Source organism: Lentzea sp. NPDC042327 (genome assembly GCF_040647275.1).
In the GTDB taxonomy this organism is placed as follows: domain Bacteria; phylum Actinomycetota; class Actinomycetes; order Mycobacteriales; family Pseudonocardiaceae; genus Lentzea.
This window is the reverse complement of sequence record NZ_JBEZBX010000008.1, coordinates 1-17,815: the sequence shown is the minus strand read 5'-3', so window position 1 is coordinate 17,815 and position 17,815 is coordinate 1. Positions and strand designations below refer to the sequence as shown.

General features: G+C 70.2%; 15 protein-coding genes. 11 read left to right on the top strand and 4 right to left on the bottom strand.

The window, feature by feature from the left end:
* Positions 1–12: 12 nt before the first annotated feature.
* Entirely contained in the window at positions 13–2,790 is a 2,778-nt protein-coding gene (gene leuS, locus AB0A63_RS21060; protein WP_360393795.1) for a leucine--tRNA ligase, read from the bottom strand.
* Between the two features lie 250 nt (positions 2,791–3,040).
* On the opposite strand from leuS, the gene AB0A63_RS21055 reads away from it, so the two are divergent.
* The gene (locus tag AB0A63_RS21055) at positions 3,041–3,445 is read left to right on the top strand and encodes an SdpI family protein (RefSeq protein ID WP_360393792.1); all 405 of its coding nucleotides are present in this window, start codon (positions 3,041–3,043) and stop codon (positions 3,443–3,445) included.
* 39 nt (positions 3,446–3,484) lie between these two features.
* Here the strand turns inward: AB0A63_RS21055 and AB0A63_RS21050 are convergent, their stop codons facing one another.
* Positions 3,485–4,057, bottom strand: coding sequence for a YqgE/AlgH family protein (locus AB0A63_RS21050; protein ID WP_360393789.1), 573 nt, complete (start codon positions 4,055–4,057; stop codon positions 3,485–3,487).
* Positions 4,058–4,294: 237 nt separating this feature from the next.
* Between AB0A63_RS21050 and AB0A63_RS21045 the strand changes: the two genes are divergently transcribed.
* Entirely contained in the window at positions 4,295–5,635 is a 1,341-nt protein-coding gene (locus AB0A63_RS21045) for an MFS transporter (RefSeq protein WP_360393786.1), read from the top strand.
* Here AB0A63_RS21045 and AB0A63_RS21040 read toward each other — a convergent pair.
* Both AB0A63_RS21040 and AB0A63_RS21035 read right to left on the bottom strand, forming a co-directional pair.
* Positions 5,564–5,818, bottom strand: coding sequence for a LuxR C-terminal-related transcriptional regulator (locus AB0A63_RS21040; protein WP_360393783.1), 255 nt, complete (start codon positions 5,816–5,818; stop codon positions 5,564–5,566). The genes AB0A63_RS21045 and AB0A63_RS21040 overlap by 72 nt on opposite strands.
* 85 nt (positions 5,819–5,903) lie before the next feature.
* Entirely contained in the window at positions 5,904–7,340 is a 1,437-nt protein-coding gene (locus tag AB0A63_RS21035; protein ID WP_360393780.1) for a CCA tRNA nucleotidyltransferase, read from the bottom strand.
* A gap of 42 nt (positions 7,341–7,382) precedes the next feature.
* Here AB0A63_RS21035 and AB0A63_RS21030 point away from each other — a divergent pair, with 42 nt between their 5' ends.
* The 9 genes from AB0A63_RS21030 (at position 7,383) to AB0A63_RS20990 (ending at position 17,716) form a co-directional block, all read left to right on the top strand.
* Entirely contained in the window at positions 7,383–7,898 is a 516-nt protein-coding gene (locus AB0A63_RS21030; protein WP_360393777.1) for an NUDIX hydrolase, read from the top strand.
* On the top strand, positions 7,895–10,222 hold the full coding sequence (locus AB0A63_RS21025) for a DUF6049 family protein (protein ID WP_360393775.1): 2,328 nt from the start codon (positions 7,895–7,897) through the stop codon (positions 10,220–10,222). The genes AB0A63_RS21030 and AB0A63_RS21025 overlap by 4 nt, the downstream gene beginning before the upstream one ends.
* Positions 10,219–11,859 carry a murein biosynthesis integral membrane protein MurJ gene (murJ, locus tag AB0A63_RS21020; protein WP_360393772.1) on the top strand — a complete coding sequence of 547 codons (1,641 nt, stop codon included), beginning with the start codon at positions 10,219–10,221 and terminating at the stop codon, positions 11,857–11,859. The genes AB0A63_RS21025 and murJ overlap by 4 nt, the downstream gene beginning before the upstream one ends.
* Before the next feature lie 37 nt (positions 11,860–11,896).
* Positions 11,897–13,417, top strand: coding sequence for a protein kinase family protein (locus tag AB0A63_RS21015; RefSeq protein ID WP_360393769.1), 1,521 nt, complete (start codon positions 11,897–11,899; stop codon positions 13,415–13,417).
* A gap of 108 nt (positions 13,418–13,525) precedes the next feature.
* A complete protein-coding gene (sigM, locus tag AB0A63_RS21010; protein ID WP_360393766.1) occupies positions 13,526–14,143 on the top strand; it encodes an RNA polymerase sigma factor SigM in 618 nt (205 codons plus the stop codon).
* Positions 14,140–14,886, top strand: a complete 747-nt coding sequence (locus tag AB0A63_RS21005) for a hypothetical protein (protein ID WP_360393763.1) — start codon at positions 14,140–14,142, stop codon at positions 14,884–14,886. The genes sigM and AB0A63_RS21005 overlap by 4 nt, the downstream gene beginning before the upstream one ends.
* Before the next feature lie 102 nt (positions 14,887–14,988).
* Complete coding sequence (gene trxB / locus AB0A63_RS21000; protein ID WP_360393760.1) at positions 14,989–15,969, top strand: thioredoxin-disulfide reductase; 981 nt, start codon at positions 14,989–14,991, stop codon at positions 15,967–15,969.
* A 46-nt stretch (positions 15,970–16,015) separates the two neighbouring features.
* Complete coding sequence (gene trxA, locus AB0A63_RS20995) at positions 16,016–16,345, top strand: thioredoxin (protein WP_053732153.1); 330 nt, start codon at positions 16,016–16,018, stop codon at positions 16,343–16,345.
* Between the two features lie 231 nt (positions 16,346–16,576).
* Positions 16,577–17,716, top strand: coding sequence for an N-acetylmuramoyl-L-alanine amidase (locus AB0A63_RS20990; RefSeq protein WP_360393757.1), 1,140 nt, complete (start codon positions 16,577–16,579; stop codon positions 17,714–17,716).
* Positions 17,717–17,815 lie beyond the last annotated feature (99 nt).

The window sequence follows — 17,815 nt, the reverse complement described above, 5'->3', positions numbered from 1 at the left end:
TCGACTGACGTCCTACAGGACGACGTTCACCAGGCGACCGGGGACGACGATCACCTTGCGCGGCTCGCCACCGGCGACCAGCTCGGCGATCTTCTCCTCGGCCAGCGCCGCCGCCTTGATCTCGTCCTGCGCGGCGGAGGCGGACACGACGACCCGCGAGCGGACCTTGCCGTTGACCTGGATCGGGTACTCGACCGTGTCCTCGACCAGGTACTGCTCGTCGGCCTTCGGGAACGGGCCGTGGGCCAGCGAGCCCTCGTGGCCCAGCTTCGTCCACAGTTCCTCGGCCACGTGCGGCGCCTGCGGTGCCAGCATCAGCACCATCGGCTCCGCCAGGGCGCGCGGGGTGCCCGCCGAGTAGTGCTTGGTGACGAAGTTGTTCAGCTCGATCAGCTTCGCGCCCGCCGTGTTGTAGCGCAGGTTCGCGTAGTCGTCGTGCACGCCGGCGATCGTCTTGTGCAGCAGCCGCAGCGCCTCGGCGGACGGCTCCTCGTCGGTGACGCGCAGCGAGCCGTCGGTCTCGTCGACCAGGTTGCGCCACAGGCGCTGCAGGAACCGCTGCGCACCGACGACGTCCTTGGTCGCCCACGGGCGGGAGACGTCCATCGGACCCATGGACATCTCGTAGAACCGGAACGTGTCGGCGCCGTACGTCTCGCACATCTCGTCCGGCGTGACGACGTTGTTCAGGCTCTTGCCCATCTTCCCGTACTCGCGGAAGACCTCTTCGCCGTTGTAGAAGAACTTCCCGCCGTCCTCGACCACCTGGGTCGCGGGCACGTACGTGCCGCGGGCGTCGGTCCACGCGTACGCCTGGATGTAGCCCTGGTTGAACAGGCGGCGGTACGGCTCGTCGCTCGACAGGTGCCCCAGGTCGAACAGGACCTTCTGCCAGAAGCGCGAGTACAGCAGGTGCAGCACCGCGTGCTCGACACCGCCGATGTACAGGTCGACGCCGCCGGGGTCGTTCGCGCCGTGCTCGGCGGTGCGCGGGCCCAGCCAGTACCGCTCGTTCTCCGGGTTGACGAACCGCTCGGTCTCGACCGGGTCGACGTAGCGCAGCTGGTACCAGCACGAACCCGCCCAGTTCGGCATGGTGTTCGTGTCGCGGCGGTAGGTCTTCAGCCCGTCGCCCAGGTCCAGTTCGACCGTCGTCCACTCACCGGCGCGCGACAGCGGCGGCGACGGGACGGTGTCCGCGTCCTCCGGGTCGAACGTGCGGGGGGAGTAGTCGTCGACGTCGGGCAGCTCGATCGGCAGCATCGACTCGGGCAGCGGGATCGCGGTGCCGTCCTCGTCGTAGACCACCGGGAACGGCTCGCCCCAGTAGCGCTGGCGGCTGAACAGCCAGTCGCGCAGCTTGAACTGGACGGTGCCGCGGCCGTGGCCGTGCTCCTCCAGCCAGCCGATGATCGTCTTCTTGGCCTCGTCGACCAGCATCCCGTCCAGGAACCCGGAGTTGATCGCGGGACCCTCGCCGGTGAACGCCTCGCCCTCGAAGCCCTCGGACGGCTGGACCGTGCGGATGATCGGCAGGTCGAACTTCTTCGCGAAGTCCCAGTCGCGCTGGTCCTGACCGGGCACGGCCATGATCGCGCCGGTGCCGTAGCCCATCAGCACGTAGTCGGCGACGTAGACGGGGAGCTCCGCGCCGTTCACCGGGTTCGTGGCGTACGCCCCGGTGAAGACGCCGGTCTTCTCCTTGTTCTCCTGGCGGTCCAGCTCGGACTTCAGGGACGCCGCGCGCCGGTACGCGGCGATGTCTGCCACGCGATCGGGCGCCGCAATCTGGTCCACCAGCTCGTGTTCCGGTGCCAGGACCACGTAGGTCGCGCCGAACAACGTGTCCGGACGGGTCGTGAAGACCTCAATGCTCTCGCTTCCCACCGCAAATCGGACTCGGGCACCGTGCGAGCGCCCAATCCAGTTGCGCTGCATGGCCTTGACCTTGTCCGGCCACTCCAGCCGGTCCAGGTCGTCGATCAGCCGGTCCGAGTACGCGGTGATGCGCATCATCCACTGGCGCAGGTTTTTCCTGAACACCGGGAAGTTGCCACGCTCACTGCGACCGTCCGCGGTGACCTCTTCGTTCGCCAGCACAGTACCCAGTCCCGGGCACCAGTTGACGGGCGCCTCCGACAAGTACGCCAGCCGGAAATCGCCCAAGATCCTTTGCTGGTCGGCAAAAGACAGCTCAGACCACGTGCGACCGTCCGGAGTGGGACGCTCGCCGGACTCGAACCGGGCGACCAGCTCGGTGATCGGACGGGCCTTGCCCGCGTCGGCGTCGTACCAGGAGTTGAAGATCTGCAGGAAGATCCACTGGGTCCACTTGTAGTAACCCGGGTCGATCGTCGCGATGCGGCGGCGCTCGTCGTGGCCCAGCCCCAGCCTGCGGATCTGCCGCAGGTAGGTGTTCATGTTGTCTTCGGTGGTCTTGCGCGGGTGCTGCCCGGTCTTCACCGCGTACTGCTCGGCCGGCAGCCCGAAGGCGTCGAAGCCCATCGTGTGCAGCACGTTCCGGCCGTTCATGCGGTGGTAGCGCGCGAACACGTCCGTGCCGATGAAGCCCAGCGGGTGGCCGACGTGCAGGCCGGAACCGCTCGGGTACGGGAACATGTCCTGCACGAACAGCTTGTCGTCCGGGACGTCACCCTTGAGCGCGCCCACGGGGTTCGGCGCGTGGTAGGTGCCGTGTTCCTCCCAGTACCGCTGCCACCGCTCCTCGATCCGGTTCGCCAGCTCCGCGGTGTAGCGGTAGGCGGGGATCTCCGCCGCGTCCGTGCTCATCTCAACGTCCCTCTCACCATCGATCCTGCCCCTGACATGACGAAACCCCCCAGCCCAGATGGGCATGGAGGGCTGCCGCGCCGACCGTCTTGCGATCAGGTCGTCGCGGCTAGATAAGGAGCAGGCGGGCCGTGCTCATGCCGTCAACGGTATCAGCGCACCGCAAGCGACCCGAACCGGGCGGTGTCGTGCGGCACACCGGGCCGGGGTGACTTTCCGGTGAACGCGGCGCAGCACCTACCCTCATGGGGTGAACATCGTGCTGTCGGTCGTCCTGGGTGTGCTCGGCGTCGCTCTCGGCGCCGTCGGTCTGCTCGGTCTGCAGGGCAAGCTGCGGCGCAACCGCTTCGTCGGGGTGCGCACGGCGGCGGCGCTGCGGGACGAGGAGACGTTCGCGCTGGCCAACCGCGTCGCCGGGGTGCCGAACGTCGCGGCCGGCCTCGTGGCCGTCGTGTCGGGCGCCGTCTCGTTCGCGCTGCCCGACCTGGCCGTCACGGCCGGGGTCATCGGCCTGGTCGGCGCGCTCGGCATCGCCGTCGCCGGTGGCGTGCTGGGGCACCGCGCGGCCGAGGCGCTGCCGGAGCCGGTCAAGCCCAAGGGTTGCGGCGGCTGCGCCTGCGGTGGTGGCGGCTGCTCGCCGCTCGCCGGTCTCTGAGCCACCCGAGCCGTGCGCGGCTCGGACGTTTCACGTGAATCAGTTGAGGCGGACGTCGGTCGGGTAGGTCGACAGGAGCGCGAGCGGCATGCCCTGCCGGCGCAGCACCCGGCCCCACAGGTCGACGTTCGCCCCGGCCAGCACGTCGTCGGCCAGGCCAGTGACGACCATCCAGTCGCCGCGCTCGATCTCGCCGGCCAGCTGGCCCTCGCCCCAGCCCGAGTACCCCGCGAACACCCGCAGGCCGCGGACCAGCGGCAGCAGGCTCTCCGGGTCGGCGTCGAGGTCGACCAGCGCCACCGGGCCCTGCACGCCGACCAGGCCCTCGACCTCCTCGGGGTCGGTACCGGCCTTCAGCGCCGCCAGGCACAGCGCCGTCTTCTGCTCGACCGGACCGCCGATGTGGATGCACTGCGGGCGGGTGACGTGCGGGCCCCACGGCGGCAGCACGTCGAGGACGGCCACCTCGGAGGGGCGGTTCAGCACGACGCCGAGGGTTCCCTCTGGGCGTTGGTCGATGATGTAGACGACCGTGCGCGTGAAGTTCGGGTCGGTCAGGCTCGGGGCGGCAACCAACAGGGAGCCAGCTTCGACCTCGGCATCGGGACGCACGTCACCATGAAATCATCCGTGATCGCCGGAACAACTCAGGGCCGCGCCCCGTTAGACTTAACTGTCGGATGTCTTTGTGTCCCCCGGGCTCAACAGACAACCGCCTTCGCGGAATACCGTACGGCTGGAGCCGCGTAGTGCACCGCGCCGTGAGGCGACCTGGCATCCGATCCAGGGGAGCCGGACCGTGAGGTCCGGCTTTCGTGGTTTCCGGGCAGGCGAGCATAGAGTGCAGGCGTGACAACGGCTGCGGAGCGGAAGCACCACTGGGGCTCGCGCCGGTTCCTCGGCATCCCGGCGTACCGCAGGCTCCTGGCCACCCGGCTCGCCTCGCAGTGGGGTGACGGGCTCTTCCAGGCGGGCCTCGCCGGAGCTGTGCTGTTCAACCCGGAGCGGCAGGCCCACCCGGCCGAGATCGCCGCCGGGTTCGCCGTGCTCCTGCTGCCGTACTCGTTCATCGGACCGTTCGCCGGTGCCCTGCTGGACCGGTGGGACCGCAGGCGGGTCGTCCTCGTCGCGAACCTGCTGCGCGCCGCGTTCGTGCTGTTCACGGCCGTCGCGGTCGGCATGGGGCTGTCCGGGCTGCCGCTGTACGTCTTCGCGCTCATCGTCATGGGCATCGGCCGGTTCGTCGGGTCGGGGCTCAGCGCGGCGCTGCCGCACGTCGTGCCGGCGGACCACCTGGTCGAGGCGAACGCGCTGGCCGCGACCGCGGGTGCGGTCATGTCGGTGGTCGGCGCGGCCAGTGCGATCGCGTTCCGCGCGGTGCTCGGCGCCGGTGACGGCGGGTCGGGGTGGACCACCAGCATCGCCGCGGCCGGCATGCTGCTCAGCGCGTTCATCGCCAGCCGGTTCAAGGCGGGCGCGCTCGGGCCGGACGAGGTCGACGAGCCGCACAACGCGGTCAAGGCCGTCGCCCGCGGTCTGCTGGACGGCGCGAAGGCCACCCTGCGCACGCCGAGCGTCACGGCCAGCCTCGCCGCGCTGCTGGCGCACCGGGCCGCGTTCGGCGTGAACCTCATCATCACGCTGCTGCTGATGCGCTACGCCCTGGAGGACGTCGGCATCCTCAAGGCCGGCATCGGCGGGCTCGGCGAGGTCGCCATCGCCGGTGGCGCGGGCATCCTGCTCGCCGGCGTCCTCACCGACCGGATCGTCAACCGGTTCGGCATCAAGCGCACGATCTGCGGCACGCTCGTGCTGACCGCGGTGGCCCAGCTCGCGCTCGGGTTGCCGATGACGCTGCCGTCGATCCTCGCGGCCAGCTTCTTCCTCATCTTCGCCGGTCAGGTCGTCAAGCTGTGCGTGGACACCGCGGTGCAGCACGACGTCGGCGACGAGGTGCGCGGCAGGGTGTTCGCCCTCTACGACACCCTGTTCAACGTCATGCAGGTCACCGCGGTGTCCCTCACGGCGACGGTGATCCCCCTGGACGGGCGCTCGCCCGCTCTCATCGTCACCGCCGCCGGTCTCTACCTGGCCGGTCTGGGCGCCTACCTGCTCCTGCTAGCGCGGAAACGGCAGGCGCAGCATGCCGCTCTCGTGCGCGAAGACGACAGCAGCCACCCGATCGGGTAGGTCGAGCCGCCGCAGGATGTCGGCGACCTCGTCGGCCACCCGCTGGTGCCCGAGACCGAGCACGCGCGCGATCTCGTGGTCGGCGTGACCGCGTGCGAGACAGCGCAGCACGGCCCGCTGGTCGTCGGTCAGCTCGTCCAGGTCGTGCACGACCGGACCAGCGGAAAGTCCCCAAGTGAACATCTGCATCACCCCCATGAGCAGTACCCATGGTGCCGTGGCGCGCTGTCAGTTCGCTAACGCGGGGATTTCATGCGCTCACGATGGGTCACCCGTTTGGTGGCGTAAGACCCTGGTCGCGGGCCCAGTCGAGCAACGCGGCCTCGGCCTCGTCGCGGTCCAGCGGCCCCCGGTCCAGGCGCAGCTCCTTGAGGAACTTCCACGCGGCACCGACCTGCGGCCCCGGCGGCAGGCCGAGCAGCTTCATGATCTCGTTGCCGTCGAGGTCCGGCCGCACGCGCGCAAGGTCCTCCTCGGCCGCAATGCGCGCGATGCGTTCTTCGAGGGAGTCGTACGTCCGCTGCAGCTGGTTCGCCTTGCGCTTGTTGCGCGTCGTGCAGTCGGCGCGGACGAGCTTGTGCAACCGCGTCAGCAGGTCGCCGGCGTCCGTCACGTACCGGCGCACGGCCGAGTCGGTCCACTCGCCGTTGCCGTAGCCGTGGAACCGCAGGTGCAGGTAGACGAGCTTCGCGACGTCCTCGGTGATCTCCTTCGAGTACCGCAACGCCCGCAAGCGCTTGCGGACCATCTTCGCGCCCACGACCTCGTGGTGGTGGAACGAGACGCCGCCGCCGGACTCGAACTTCCGCGTGGCCGGCTTGCCGATGTCGTGCAGCAGCGCCGCGATGCGCAGCACCAGGTCAGGTGACTGATCGACATCTTCGAGATCGATCGCCTGTTCCAGCACAACCAGCGAGTGGTCGAAGACGTCCTTGTGCTGATGGTGTTCGTCGATTTCCAGCTTCATGGCCGTGAGCTCCGGCAGGACGATGTCCGCCAGGCCGGTCTCGACCATGAGCTCGATGCCGCGGCGGGGGTGCGCCCCGCACAGGAGCTTCGAGAGCTCCACCTGCACGCGCTCCGGTGTGATGCGGGCGAGCTGGCCTGCCATCGACCGCATCGCCTCCACCACCCGCGGCGCCGCGGTGAAGCCCAGCTGGGAGACGAACCGCGCCGCGCGCAGCATCCGCAGCGGGTCGTCGCCGAACGACTCCTGCGGGGTCGCCGGCGTGTCCAGCACCCCCTCGCGCGCGGCGGCCAGGCCACCGGTCGGGTCGACGAACTGCCGGGCGGCCACGTCGAACGCCATGGCGTTGACCGTGAAGTCGCGGCGGACCAGGTCGCCGTCGACGGAGTCGCCGAACGTGACCTCGGGGTTGCGGGTGACGCCGTCGTAGACGTCCGCGCGGAAGGTCGTGATCTCGATGATCTCGCCCTGCTTGGACGCGCCGACCGTGCCGAACGCGATCCCGGTGTCCCACTGGGCGTCGGACCAGCCGGTGAGGATCTTCTGGATCTCGGCGGGGCGCGCGTCCGTGGTGAAGTCGAAGTCGTTCGTCCGGCGACCCAGGACGGCGTCGCGCACACTGCCGCCGACGAGGTAGAGGCGCTTGCCGGCGGTCGCGAACCGCTCGGCGAGCTCGGCGACGACTGGTGTGATGGTGGGCTCTTCCACCACCGCATTCTGCTGGAGCGGTCGAGACACGAGAAACCAGCGTACTCAACGATCGTAAGTACGATCGGCCGTATGCCCCCGTCAGCCGCTCGATCCGGAGGTGCCACGCCGGGGCGCCGGAAGCGGCGCCGGGGCCGGCGGCTCAAGACCGTCGACGAGACGTCGGCGGGCGGCCTGGTGCTCGACGGCGAGCAGCGGGCGGCGGTGATCGGCAGACTTGACCGGCGCGGCCGGTTGCTGTGGTCTTTGCCGAAGGGTCACATCGAGGCGGGCGAGACCGCGGAACAGACCGCGGTGCGCGAGGTCGCCGAGGAGACCGGTATTCATAGCAGGGTCCTGCGCCCGCTGGGGTCGATCGACTACTGGTTCGTCGCGGACGACCGCAGGGTGCACAAGACCGTTCACCACTTCCTCCTCGAAGCGACGGGGGGAGAGCTTTCCGACGAAGACGTGGAGGTCACCGAGGTGGCGTGGGTGCCACTCGGCGAACTGGACGAGCGACTCGCGCATGCCGACGAGCGCCGACTGGTCCGCCGAGCCGCCGAACTGCTCTCCGGCCGCCCCCGTGAAGGGGCCGAGTCGGCGTGAGCGTCAGGAAGCTCCTCTGCACAGCTGCCGTCGGCGCCTTCCTGCTGACAGCGACACCCCCGGTGCTCGCGGTCGAGCAGCAGGACGAACCCGAGCAGGTCAACGCGCTGCCGTTCGCGCCGGCGCCCGCCACCCAGGTGTGGGCGACCAGGCCGCTGTCCTCGCAGCCGGGCCAGCAGCAGCCGCCGCAGTTCGTGCGCATGGACATCGCGCAGCTGACCCCGCGGTTCGTCACCGGCGACTCGCCGGACAAGATCACGATCAGCGGCCGGGTCGTCAACGTCGGCGACCGCAAGGTGTCCGACATCGTGCTGCGCCTGGAGCGCGGTGAGCCGCTCGGCACCGAGGACGACCTGCGCAAGGCGTTGCGCGAGCCGGCGGCCGCCGAGTTCGTCCAGCCCAGGTTCACCGAGGTCGCCGACGAGCTCCAGCCGGGCCAGCAGCGCGACTTCACGCTCGAGGTGCCGTTGCGCGGTTCCGCGCCCACCTCGCTCGGCATCGAGGAGCCGGGCATCTACCCGGTCCTCGCCAACATCAACGGCAAGCCGGACTACGGCGGCACGGCGCGGCTGGCCGCGTTGTCGACGCTGCTGCCGGTGCTCGGCGTGCCCGGCGGCGGCACGAAGACCAAGGCGGGGGACCCCGCGAAGCTGACCATGCTGTGGCCGATCGCGGACAAGCCCAGGCTGGCCCGGTTGGGCGGCGAGGGCGACTCCGAGCTGGTCGACGACGAGCTGGCGCTGTCGCTGTCGGTCAACGGCCGGCTGTACGGCCTGCTGCAGGCCTACGAGCAGGCCGTGTCGTCGATGAGCACCTCGCTGTGCCTGGCCGTCGACCCCGACCTGCTGCGCACCGTCGAGGCGATGACGACCGGCTACCGGATTCGCGGTGGCGCCGAGGGCAGGGGCCGGGCGGAGGCCCAGCTGTGGCTCGACCGGCTCAAGCGCGCGGTCGCCGGCCGGTGCGTCGTGGCCATGCCGGACGCCGACGCCGACCTCGTGGCGCTCACCAAGGCCAAGCTCGGCGACATGCGCACGCTCGCGCTCAGCGGCGGCGTGAACGAGGTCAGGCGAATCCTCGCCGTCCAGCCGCTGCCCGAGCTGGTGTGGCCCGAGGACGGCCTGCTCGACCAGGCGACGTTCGACGAGCTGGGCTCGGGGCAGGACCACCCCTCTGACGAGGACCTCGACTACAACGGCATGAAGTCCGTGCTGCTCGCGCCGTCCGCCGTCGCCGACGCGCCCGGCACCGCCCCCGTCCGGCTGCTCTCCGTGGACCGCCCGGTCACCGCGGTGCGGATCGACTCGATGGTGTCCGACGCACTGCAGGGCGGCGAGTCCCGCCCGCGCACGCTGTCCGGGGTCACGACGCCGGTGGAGAGCCAGCCGGTGTCCGTGCAGAACGCACTGGCCGCGCTCGCGTTCCGGGCCGGGTGGCAGGGCGACGGCCGCACCGTGCTGGTGACGCCGCCGCGCCGGTGGAACGCGCCGCTGTCGGAGATGAACGAGCTCCTGTCGGCGGCCCAGCGCCTGGTCACGGCCGGCTACGCGACCCAGGTCGGGCTGGAGGAGCTGGTCAGGGCCAAGCCGGAGGCGTCCGGAGCCAAGCTCACCTATCCGGCGGAGGCCGGCGCGCGGGAGATCCCCGCCTCGATCGCCGACTCGGTCGCGAGCCAGAACCTCGCGCTCGCCGGTCTGGTGAAGTCGATGCAGCAGGAGGACCGCGAGCACGCCGCTCCCGCCGACCTGGCCGGCCCGCTGCGCCTGGGCCAGCTGCGGGCGATGTCGAGCGCGTGGCGCGGTGACGAGAACGGCGCGCGCACCGCGGCGTACATCAGCGACAGCGAGATCAACCGGCTGTCCGGCCTCGTGAGCGTCACGCCGCCGAACAGCTCGATCCTGCTCGGCTCCGGTGACAGCCCCATCCCCGTCACCATCACGAACAAGCTCGACGTCCGCGTGACCGTGCGGATCGTGCTCGCCGAGACGCCCGGCATCCGCGCCAAGGAGCTCGCTGACCAGGTGCTGCCCGCCCGCGGCGAGCGGGTCGTGCGGGTGCCGGTCGAGGTGCTGCGCTCCGGCCGGTTCCCGGTCAACGTCCGGCTGACCACTCCCGACGGCGTCGCTCTGGGTGACACTGTCAAGCTGGAGGTGTCGTCGTCCGCCTACGGCACCACCACGGTGATCGTCACCGTGGTGGCCGCGATCGCGCTCGTCCTGCTCTCGGGACGGCGGATCATCAGGCGGGTCCGGGCTCGCAACGGCGAGAACGGCGACGACGCACCGTCCATCGAGAACGTGACACCGGAGAAGTCGAGCGCGTGAGCGAGTCAGCCACGACCACCGAGCCAGGGCAGCAGAAGCAGGCACCCTCGGTAGCCAGGGCCAGCGGCTCCATGGCGATCGCCACGATCGTCAGCCGCATCACCGGCCTGCTGTCGAAGGTCCTGCTGGTGTCGGCGCTCGGCGTCACCACCCTCAACGATTCGTACCAGGCGGCCTCCACGCTGCCGACCATGATCAACGAGCTGCTCCTGGGCGGCATCCTGACCAGCGTGGCGATCCCGCTGCTGGTCAGGGCCGAGAAGGAGGACGGCGACGGCGGTGAGTCGTACGCCCAGTGGTTGATCAGCATGGGCATGGCGGTCCTCGCCGTCGGCACGGTGGTCGCGGTGGCGTGCGCGCCGTTGCTGACCAAGCTCTTCATCGCCGACTCGCCCACCGCGAACCCGGCGCTGGTCACCGCGTTCGCCTACCTGGTGCTGCCGGGGATCATCTTCTACGGGCTGACCGCGCTGCTCAGCGCGGTGCTGAACGCCCGCCACGTGTTCGGCCTGCCCACCTGGGCGCCGGTGCTGAACAACGTCGTCGTGATCGGGGTGCTGGGCGTCTACTGGATGCTGCCCGGCGAGCTCTCGCTCAACCCGGTGCGCATGACCGACGTCCACCTGCTCGTGCTCGGCCTGGGCACCGCCCTCGGCGTCGCGGTGCAGGCCCTGGTGCTGGTGCCGGCGCTGCGCAGGACCGGCTTCCGGTTCAAGTGGCGGTTCGGCTGGGACGCCCGGCTGTCCGAGTTCGGCAACCTGGCGTTCTGGGTGATGCTCTACGTCGGCCTCGGTCTCGCCAGCATGACCGTGCTGACCAAGGTGGCGACGCACAGCGACGGTGCGCTGGGTGCCTACAACTACCAGTGGCTGATCGCGCAGGTGCCGTACGGCGTGCTCGGCGTTTCGCTGCTCACGGCGTTGATGCCGAGGATGAGCCGGGCGGCCGCGCACGGCGACAACGAGCAGATCGTGCGGGACCTGCTGTTCGGCAACCGCATGTCGGCGATCCTGCTGATGCCGTTCAGCGTGCTGATGACGGTCTCCGGTGTCGCGATCGGCCTCGCCGCGTTCGGCCACGGCAGGTCGGGCGTCGACGGCGGCACGATGATCGGCCTGGCGCTGGCGCTGTCGGCGTTCGGACTCGTGCCCTACGCGGTGACGTTGCTGCAGCTGCGCGTCTTCTACGCGATGAAGGACGCCCGCACGCCGACGTTGCTCCAGGCGTTGATCGTGGCGGTCCGGATCGGGTTGCTCTACTTCTTCCTCGCCGTGTCCGAGCCGCAGCAGCTCGCCGTCGGTGTGTCACTCGCCATGTCGCTCAGCTTCGTCTTCGGCGCCGTGGCCGGTCAGGTGTGGTTGCGGGTCCGGCTGGGCCGGCTGCGCACCGGGTTCACGATCTGGACGATCTGCCTGACCGTGGTCGCATCGGCCATCGCCTTCGCGGTGGCCAAGGGCGTGAACGCGCTGGTCCTGGGCGCGTTCGGGTCGATCCACCCGGTTGCCGCCGGATGGGTCGAGACCATCCTGGTGACGGTGATCGGCCTGCCGCTCGCGTTCGGTCTGCTGGCCGCGTTCCGGGTGCCGGAGATGAAGCCGGCGATCGACAAGATCAACCGTTTGGTGCGGCGCCGATGACTCCAGTCCGTGAGCGTCTTCCCGTAGCCTGGTGCCCGTGAGTAGCGGAGTCCACGCCGCCCTGGTCCCCGGCGGTGTCATCGGCAACGGCCGGTACCGGCTGCTCGCGCAATCCGGCTCCGACGCCAGATCCAACGCGGAGCTGTGGCGTGGCCGCGACGGTCAGCTCAACCGGGACGTGGCGCTGACCATCCTGCTCGGCGACCTCGCGGACAACGAGGCCGCCGCCCGTGCCCGCCGGACGGTCGAACGCGCGATGCACGCCGCGTCGTTCACGCACCCCGGTGTGTCGCGGGTGATCGACGTGCTGACGCCGGGCACCGGCATCCGGCCGGACGAGGGCATCCTCGGCATGGTCGTGGCCGAGTGGACCCAGGGCACCGACCTCATGGACCTGATCGCGGAGGGTCCGCTGCCCGCGGGTGCCGCGACCAGGCTGCTGGAACCGCTGGGCGCCGCCATCGAGGGCGCGCACCACGCCGGTCTCGTGCTGGGCGCCGACCACCCGCAGCGCATCCGGGTCACCTCGGACGGCCGCCTGCGCCTCGCGTTCCCCGGTCCGCGACCGGACGCCATCGCGCGTGACGACGTCAAGGGCCTCGGCGCGATCCTGTACCTGCTGCTCACGGGCCGGTGGGCGCTGCCGGGCGGGCCAGCCGACGTGCCGCTCGCCCCGACCGGTCCCGACGGCACCGTGATCGCCCCCAACGCGCTGCACCCGTACCTGCCCCACGAGCTGTCCTCGGTCGCGGTGCGCTCGCTTGAGGACACGTCGGTGGGCGGCATCCGCACGTCCGCGGCGATCCTCCAGGTGCTCGACCAGATCGCGGCGGAGGAGGCCGAGACCTCGCTGATCCCAGCCGTGGGCACGACCTCCTCGTCCAAGGACGACGAGGTCGTGTGGACGACCCAGCGCCCGGTGCAGGACAAGCAGCAGAAGAAGAAGCTGTGGATCAGCGTCGGTGTGCTCGCGGCCGCGACGGTCGCCGTCATCGTGTGGCTGAGCATGCAGATCGTCGGGTTCTTCAGCGACGAGCCGACCAAGGGCGGCGGCCCGACGGTGGTGGTCAACCAGCCGGGCACGAACGGCCAGACCGCCGAGGCGCCGAAACCCGCGGGACCGGTGCAGCCGGGCCGGATCGGCGTCTACGACGTGACGAACCAGCCGGACAGCGCGAACCAGGCGAGCCGCGCGGTCGACAACAACGCGAGCACGTTCTGGCGGACGGACAACTACTTCCAGCAGTTCCCCGCGCTGAAGCCGGGCATCGGGCTGATGGGGTCGTTCGCGGAGCCGGTGCGGCTGGCGTCGATCACGATCACCTCGCCGAGCGAGAAGACCCACGTGCAGATCCGGGTGGCGTCGTCGCAGGACGCGCCGCTGGAGGAAACGAAGATCATCGGCGAGGGCGACCTGTCCAACGGGCAGACCCAGATCCAGCTGGCCGAGCACGAACCTGCCGCGCACGTGCTGATCTGGATCACTCAGCTCTCCAGCCCCGGCGCCGGCAAGAACCAGTCGGAGATCCGCGAGATCCTCTACACCCGCGCTCAGTGAGTGCACGCGGGGAGCTTTCGTACTCTCCTGGCGCACGAAGGGTCCCCGCGTGCGATCAGCGGTGATCCCGGGCAGATCGGCTGTGACCAGCCTCGCTATCCTCGGGCCGTGACCGCCGCAGCCAGCTCGGACGCCGACCTCATCTCGGCCCACGCCGCAGGTGACCCCTACGCGTTCTCGGAGTTGGTGAAACGGCACCGCGACCGGATGTGGGCGGTGGCGCTGCGCACGCTGCGCGACCCGGAGGAGGCCGCGGACGCGCTCCAGGAGGCGTTCATCTCGGCCTTCCGGGCGGCGTCGTCGTTCCGCGCGGAGTCACAGGTCACCACCTGGCTGCACCGGATCGTGGTGAACGCGTGCCTCGACCGGATGAGACGGCGACAAACAAGACCCACGGTGCCGCTGCCCGAGGCCGGTCCCGGCGAGCCCGTCGCACCCCGTGACGCGATGAGCGACCGCGAGACCAGCCTGATCGTGCAGAAAGCGCTGATGGAGCTGCCGGAGGAGCAGCGCGCCCCCATCGTGCTGGTCGACGTCGAGGGCTACTCCGTCGCGGAGACGGCGAAGCTGCTCGGCATCGCGGAGGGCACGGTGAAGAGCCGGTGTGCGCGAGGTCGCGCCAAGCTCGCCAAAGTTCTCGGGCACCTCAGGAACCGAGTCGCAGATGCGAACGTCCCAGCTGACGGTGTGAATGTGCAAGAGCAACGTCAGTGGGAGGGCCGATGACCGGCATGGAGCGCGTGCCGATGGGTCCGCCGTGGTCGGTTGACCTCATCGCGGACCTGCACGCGGGCGTGCTGCCCCCTGAGGTCGCCGCACAGCTGCGCCCGCGCGTCGAGGCGGACCAGGAGGCCCGCGAGATCCTCGACGCGCTGGACGCGACGCTGGCGGACCTGGAGGCGTTGCCCCCGATCCCGATGCCCGACCACGTGGCGGCGCGGATCGACGCGGCGCTCGCCGCGGAGGCCAGGCCGGTCGCACCCGTCGTGTCGCTCGACGAGGCCCGCAAGAGGCGCAACCGCAGGATGGGCCTGGGCGGCGGGGTGCTGGTCGCGGCCGCTGCCGCGTTCGGCATCGTCTTCGCGATGTCGCCCGGCGGTGACCAGGCGAACAACCCGCCCGCCGCGCAGCAGACCAAGCCCACGACGACCACGAACCCCGCGGCTGAACCGCCGCTGGCCGTGAAGGAGTCCGAGCTGGGCGCCGCGGTCGGTGACGTGCTCAAGGCGCAGAACTACGGCCCGCTGGAGACCCAGGACCGCCTGGCCGGCTGCCTGCAGGGCGGTGGCATCGCCAGCTCGGCGAAGCCGCTGGGGATCAGCCCGATCACGCTCGACGGCAGGAACGCGGTGATGGCCGTCCTGCCCGCAGGGCTGGGCCAGTACCGGCTGGTCGTGCTGGACCCCGACACCTGCGGACCGGACAAGCCGGAGGGCGTTCTGGCGAACACCACCATCGGCCAGAGGTAGCGACGGGATCGATCACGGAGGTGGTCGCTCAGATCACGGAATTAGCTGCACCTACGATCCGTTGAGCCAGTCAGACGACGAGATCGAGGAGTTGCCGGGACCGTGAGCGTGCGCAACGTGATCATCATCGGATCGGGGCCTGCGGGCTACACCGCGGCGGTCTACGCCGCACGCGCGCAGCTCGAGCCCCTGGTCTTCGAGGGCTCGCAGTACGGCGGCGCCCTCATGACGACGACCGAGGTCGAGAACTACCCCGGCTTCCGCGACGGCATCATGGGCCCCGAGCTCATGGAGCAGATGCGCGAGCAGGCGACCCGCTTCGGCGCCGAGCTGCGGGCCGAGGACGTCGAGTCGGTCGAGCTGACCGGCGAGGTCAAGAAGGTCGTCGCGAACGGCGTCACCTACGAGGCCAAGGCCGTCATCCTCGCGATGGGCGCCGCGGCCCGCTACCTGAACATCCCCGGCGAACAGGAGCTGCTCGGCCGCGGTGTGTCGGCCTGTGCCACCTGCGACGGGTTCTTCTTCCGCGACCACGACATCGCGGTCGTCGGCGGCGGTGACACGGCGATGGAGGAGGCCACCTTCCTCACCCGCTTCGCCAAGTCGGTGACGGTCATCCACCGCCGCGAGGAGTTCCGCGCCTCCAAGGTCATGCTGGAGCGCGCCCGCGCCAACGAGAAGATCAAGTGGCAGCTGAACACCCAGGTCACCGACGTGCTGGGTGACGGCACCGTGTCGTCCATCAAGGTCAGGGACACGCAGACCGGCGCCGAGTCCGAGCTGCCAGTGACCGGCTTCTTCCTGGCGATCGGCCACGACCCGCGCTCGGCGCTGGTCAAGGGCCAGGTCGACCTGGACGAGGAGGGCTACGTCCTGACCAAGGGCAAGACCTCCTACACGAACCTGGACGGCGTGTTCGCGGCCGGCGACCTCGTCGACCACGAGTACCGCCAGGCGATCACCGCCGCCGGCTCCGGCTGCAGCGCCGCGATCGACGCGGAGCGGTGGCTGGCCGAGCACGGCGAGGAGCACGCCGAGATCGCCGCGGAGGCGGTCGGCGGCGGCTACGGCAAGAGCAGCTGAAGTTCCTCTGCACGGACCTTCTGACTTCGGAACTAGGGAGAGAACCATGGCAGGCGCCACCGTCACGGTGACCGACAAGTCGTTCGCGGACGACGTGCTGACCAGCGAGAAGCCCGTGCTGGTCGACTTCTGGGCGACCTGGTGCGGCCCGTGCAAGATGGTTGCGCCGGTGCTGGAGGAGATCGCCGCCGAGCACGGCGAGAAGCTCACCATCGCCAAGGTCGACATCGACGCCAACCCGTCGATCGCCCGCGACTACCAGATCATGTCCGTGCCGACGCTGATCCTGTTCCAGGGCGGCCGTCCGGTGAAGCAGATCGTCGGCGCGAAGCCCAAGGCCGCGCTGCTGAACGACCTGGCCGACGTGATCGGCTGACGACCGACGTGGTTGGCTGATCACGCAGTCAGCCACTCGCGTGCAACGTGCAACGTGGCCCGCCCGTCTATCGATAGGACGGGCGGGCCACGTTGCTTCGCGGCTCTCTCGAAGGTGATCCAAGTACGACTGTGAGTAGCCCTGCATCGATCACTAAGAGCAGCAGGGCACAATGAGGGCTTCCCACCTACCGCGCCGACAGCGATCGGCGCCCTAGTCGAGCGAGGGTGCATGCAGCTGCTCCGCCGCGGGGACGTCGGAAGTGATGTTGCCGAGATCCGGTCGACCCTGACCAGGCTCGGACTGCTTCCGCCGGCCGACCCACAGGCGCCGCCGGAGTTCGACCAGCAGGTCGAGCACGCCGTGCGCGCGTTCCAGCAGCAGCGGGGGCTGATCATCGATGGCATCGTCGGCCCGGCCACCTACCGCTCGCTGCGGGACGCGACCTTCCGGTTGGGGGACCGGCCGCTCGCGTTCCTGATGTCGCAGCCGACGACCGGTGACGACGTGCTGATGTTGCAGGAACGCCTGCTCGAGCTCGGCTACGACGCCGGCCGGGCGAACGGCGTGTTCGGTCAGCAGACCGAGCAGGCGCTGAGGAACTTCCAGCGCGACTACGGCCTGATCGTGGACGGCATGTGCGGTCCGGACACGGTGCGCGCGTTGCGCCAGCTCCAGCCGAAGGTCCGCGGCGGGCGTCCGGTGCTGCTGCGCGAGCAGGAGCAGGTCCGCACGGCCGGTTCGCGGCTGTCGGGCAAGCGGATCGTCATCGACCCCGGTCACGGCGGCCAGGACCGCGGTGTGGTCGTGGACGGCGTGTCCGAGTCGGACCTGATGCTGGACCTGGCCCGTCGCCTCGAGGGCAAGATGGCGGCGACCGGCATGGAGGCGCTGCTCACCCGCGGGCCCGCCAACTGCCCGGACGAGGCCGAGCGCGCGCGCTTCGCGAACGAGGCCGGCGCCGACCTGATCCTGTCGCTGCACGCGGACGGCAACTCGTCGCCGAATGCGCAGGGCGTGTCGACGTTCCACTACGGCACCGGCAACGGCACGTCGTCGACGGTGGGGGAGGCGCTCGCCGGGTTCATCCAGCGCGAGGTCACCGCCCGCACGTCGATGGTGAACTGCGGTTCGCACCCGAAGACGTGGGACCTGCTGCGGCTCACCCGCTGCACGGCCGTCCGCGTCGAGGTGGGCTACCTGACGAACGCCGAGGACCGCGCCCGGCTGGCCACGCCCGGCTTCCGCGACATCGTCGCCGAGGGCATCCTCGTGGCCGTGAAGCGCCTCTACCTGCTCGGCAAGGACGACCAGCCGACGGGCACGTTCACGTTCAACGACCTGCTGCGCTACGAGATGTCGAAGAGCTAGCCGTTTCACATGTCACGCGGGGGGCCCCCCGGGGCCCCCCATCGGGTGGCGGGGGCCCCCCGTCGCCAAGAACAACCGGGCGATGGGCGGCAACGGACA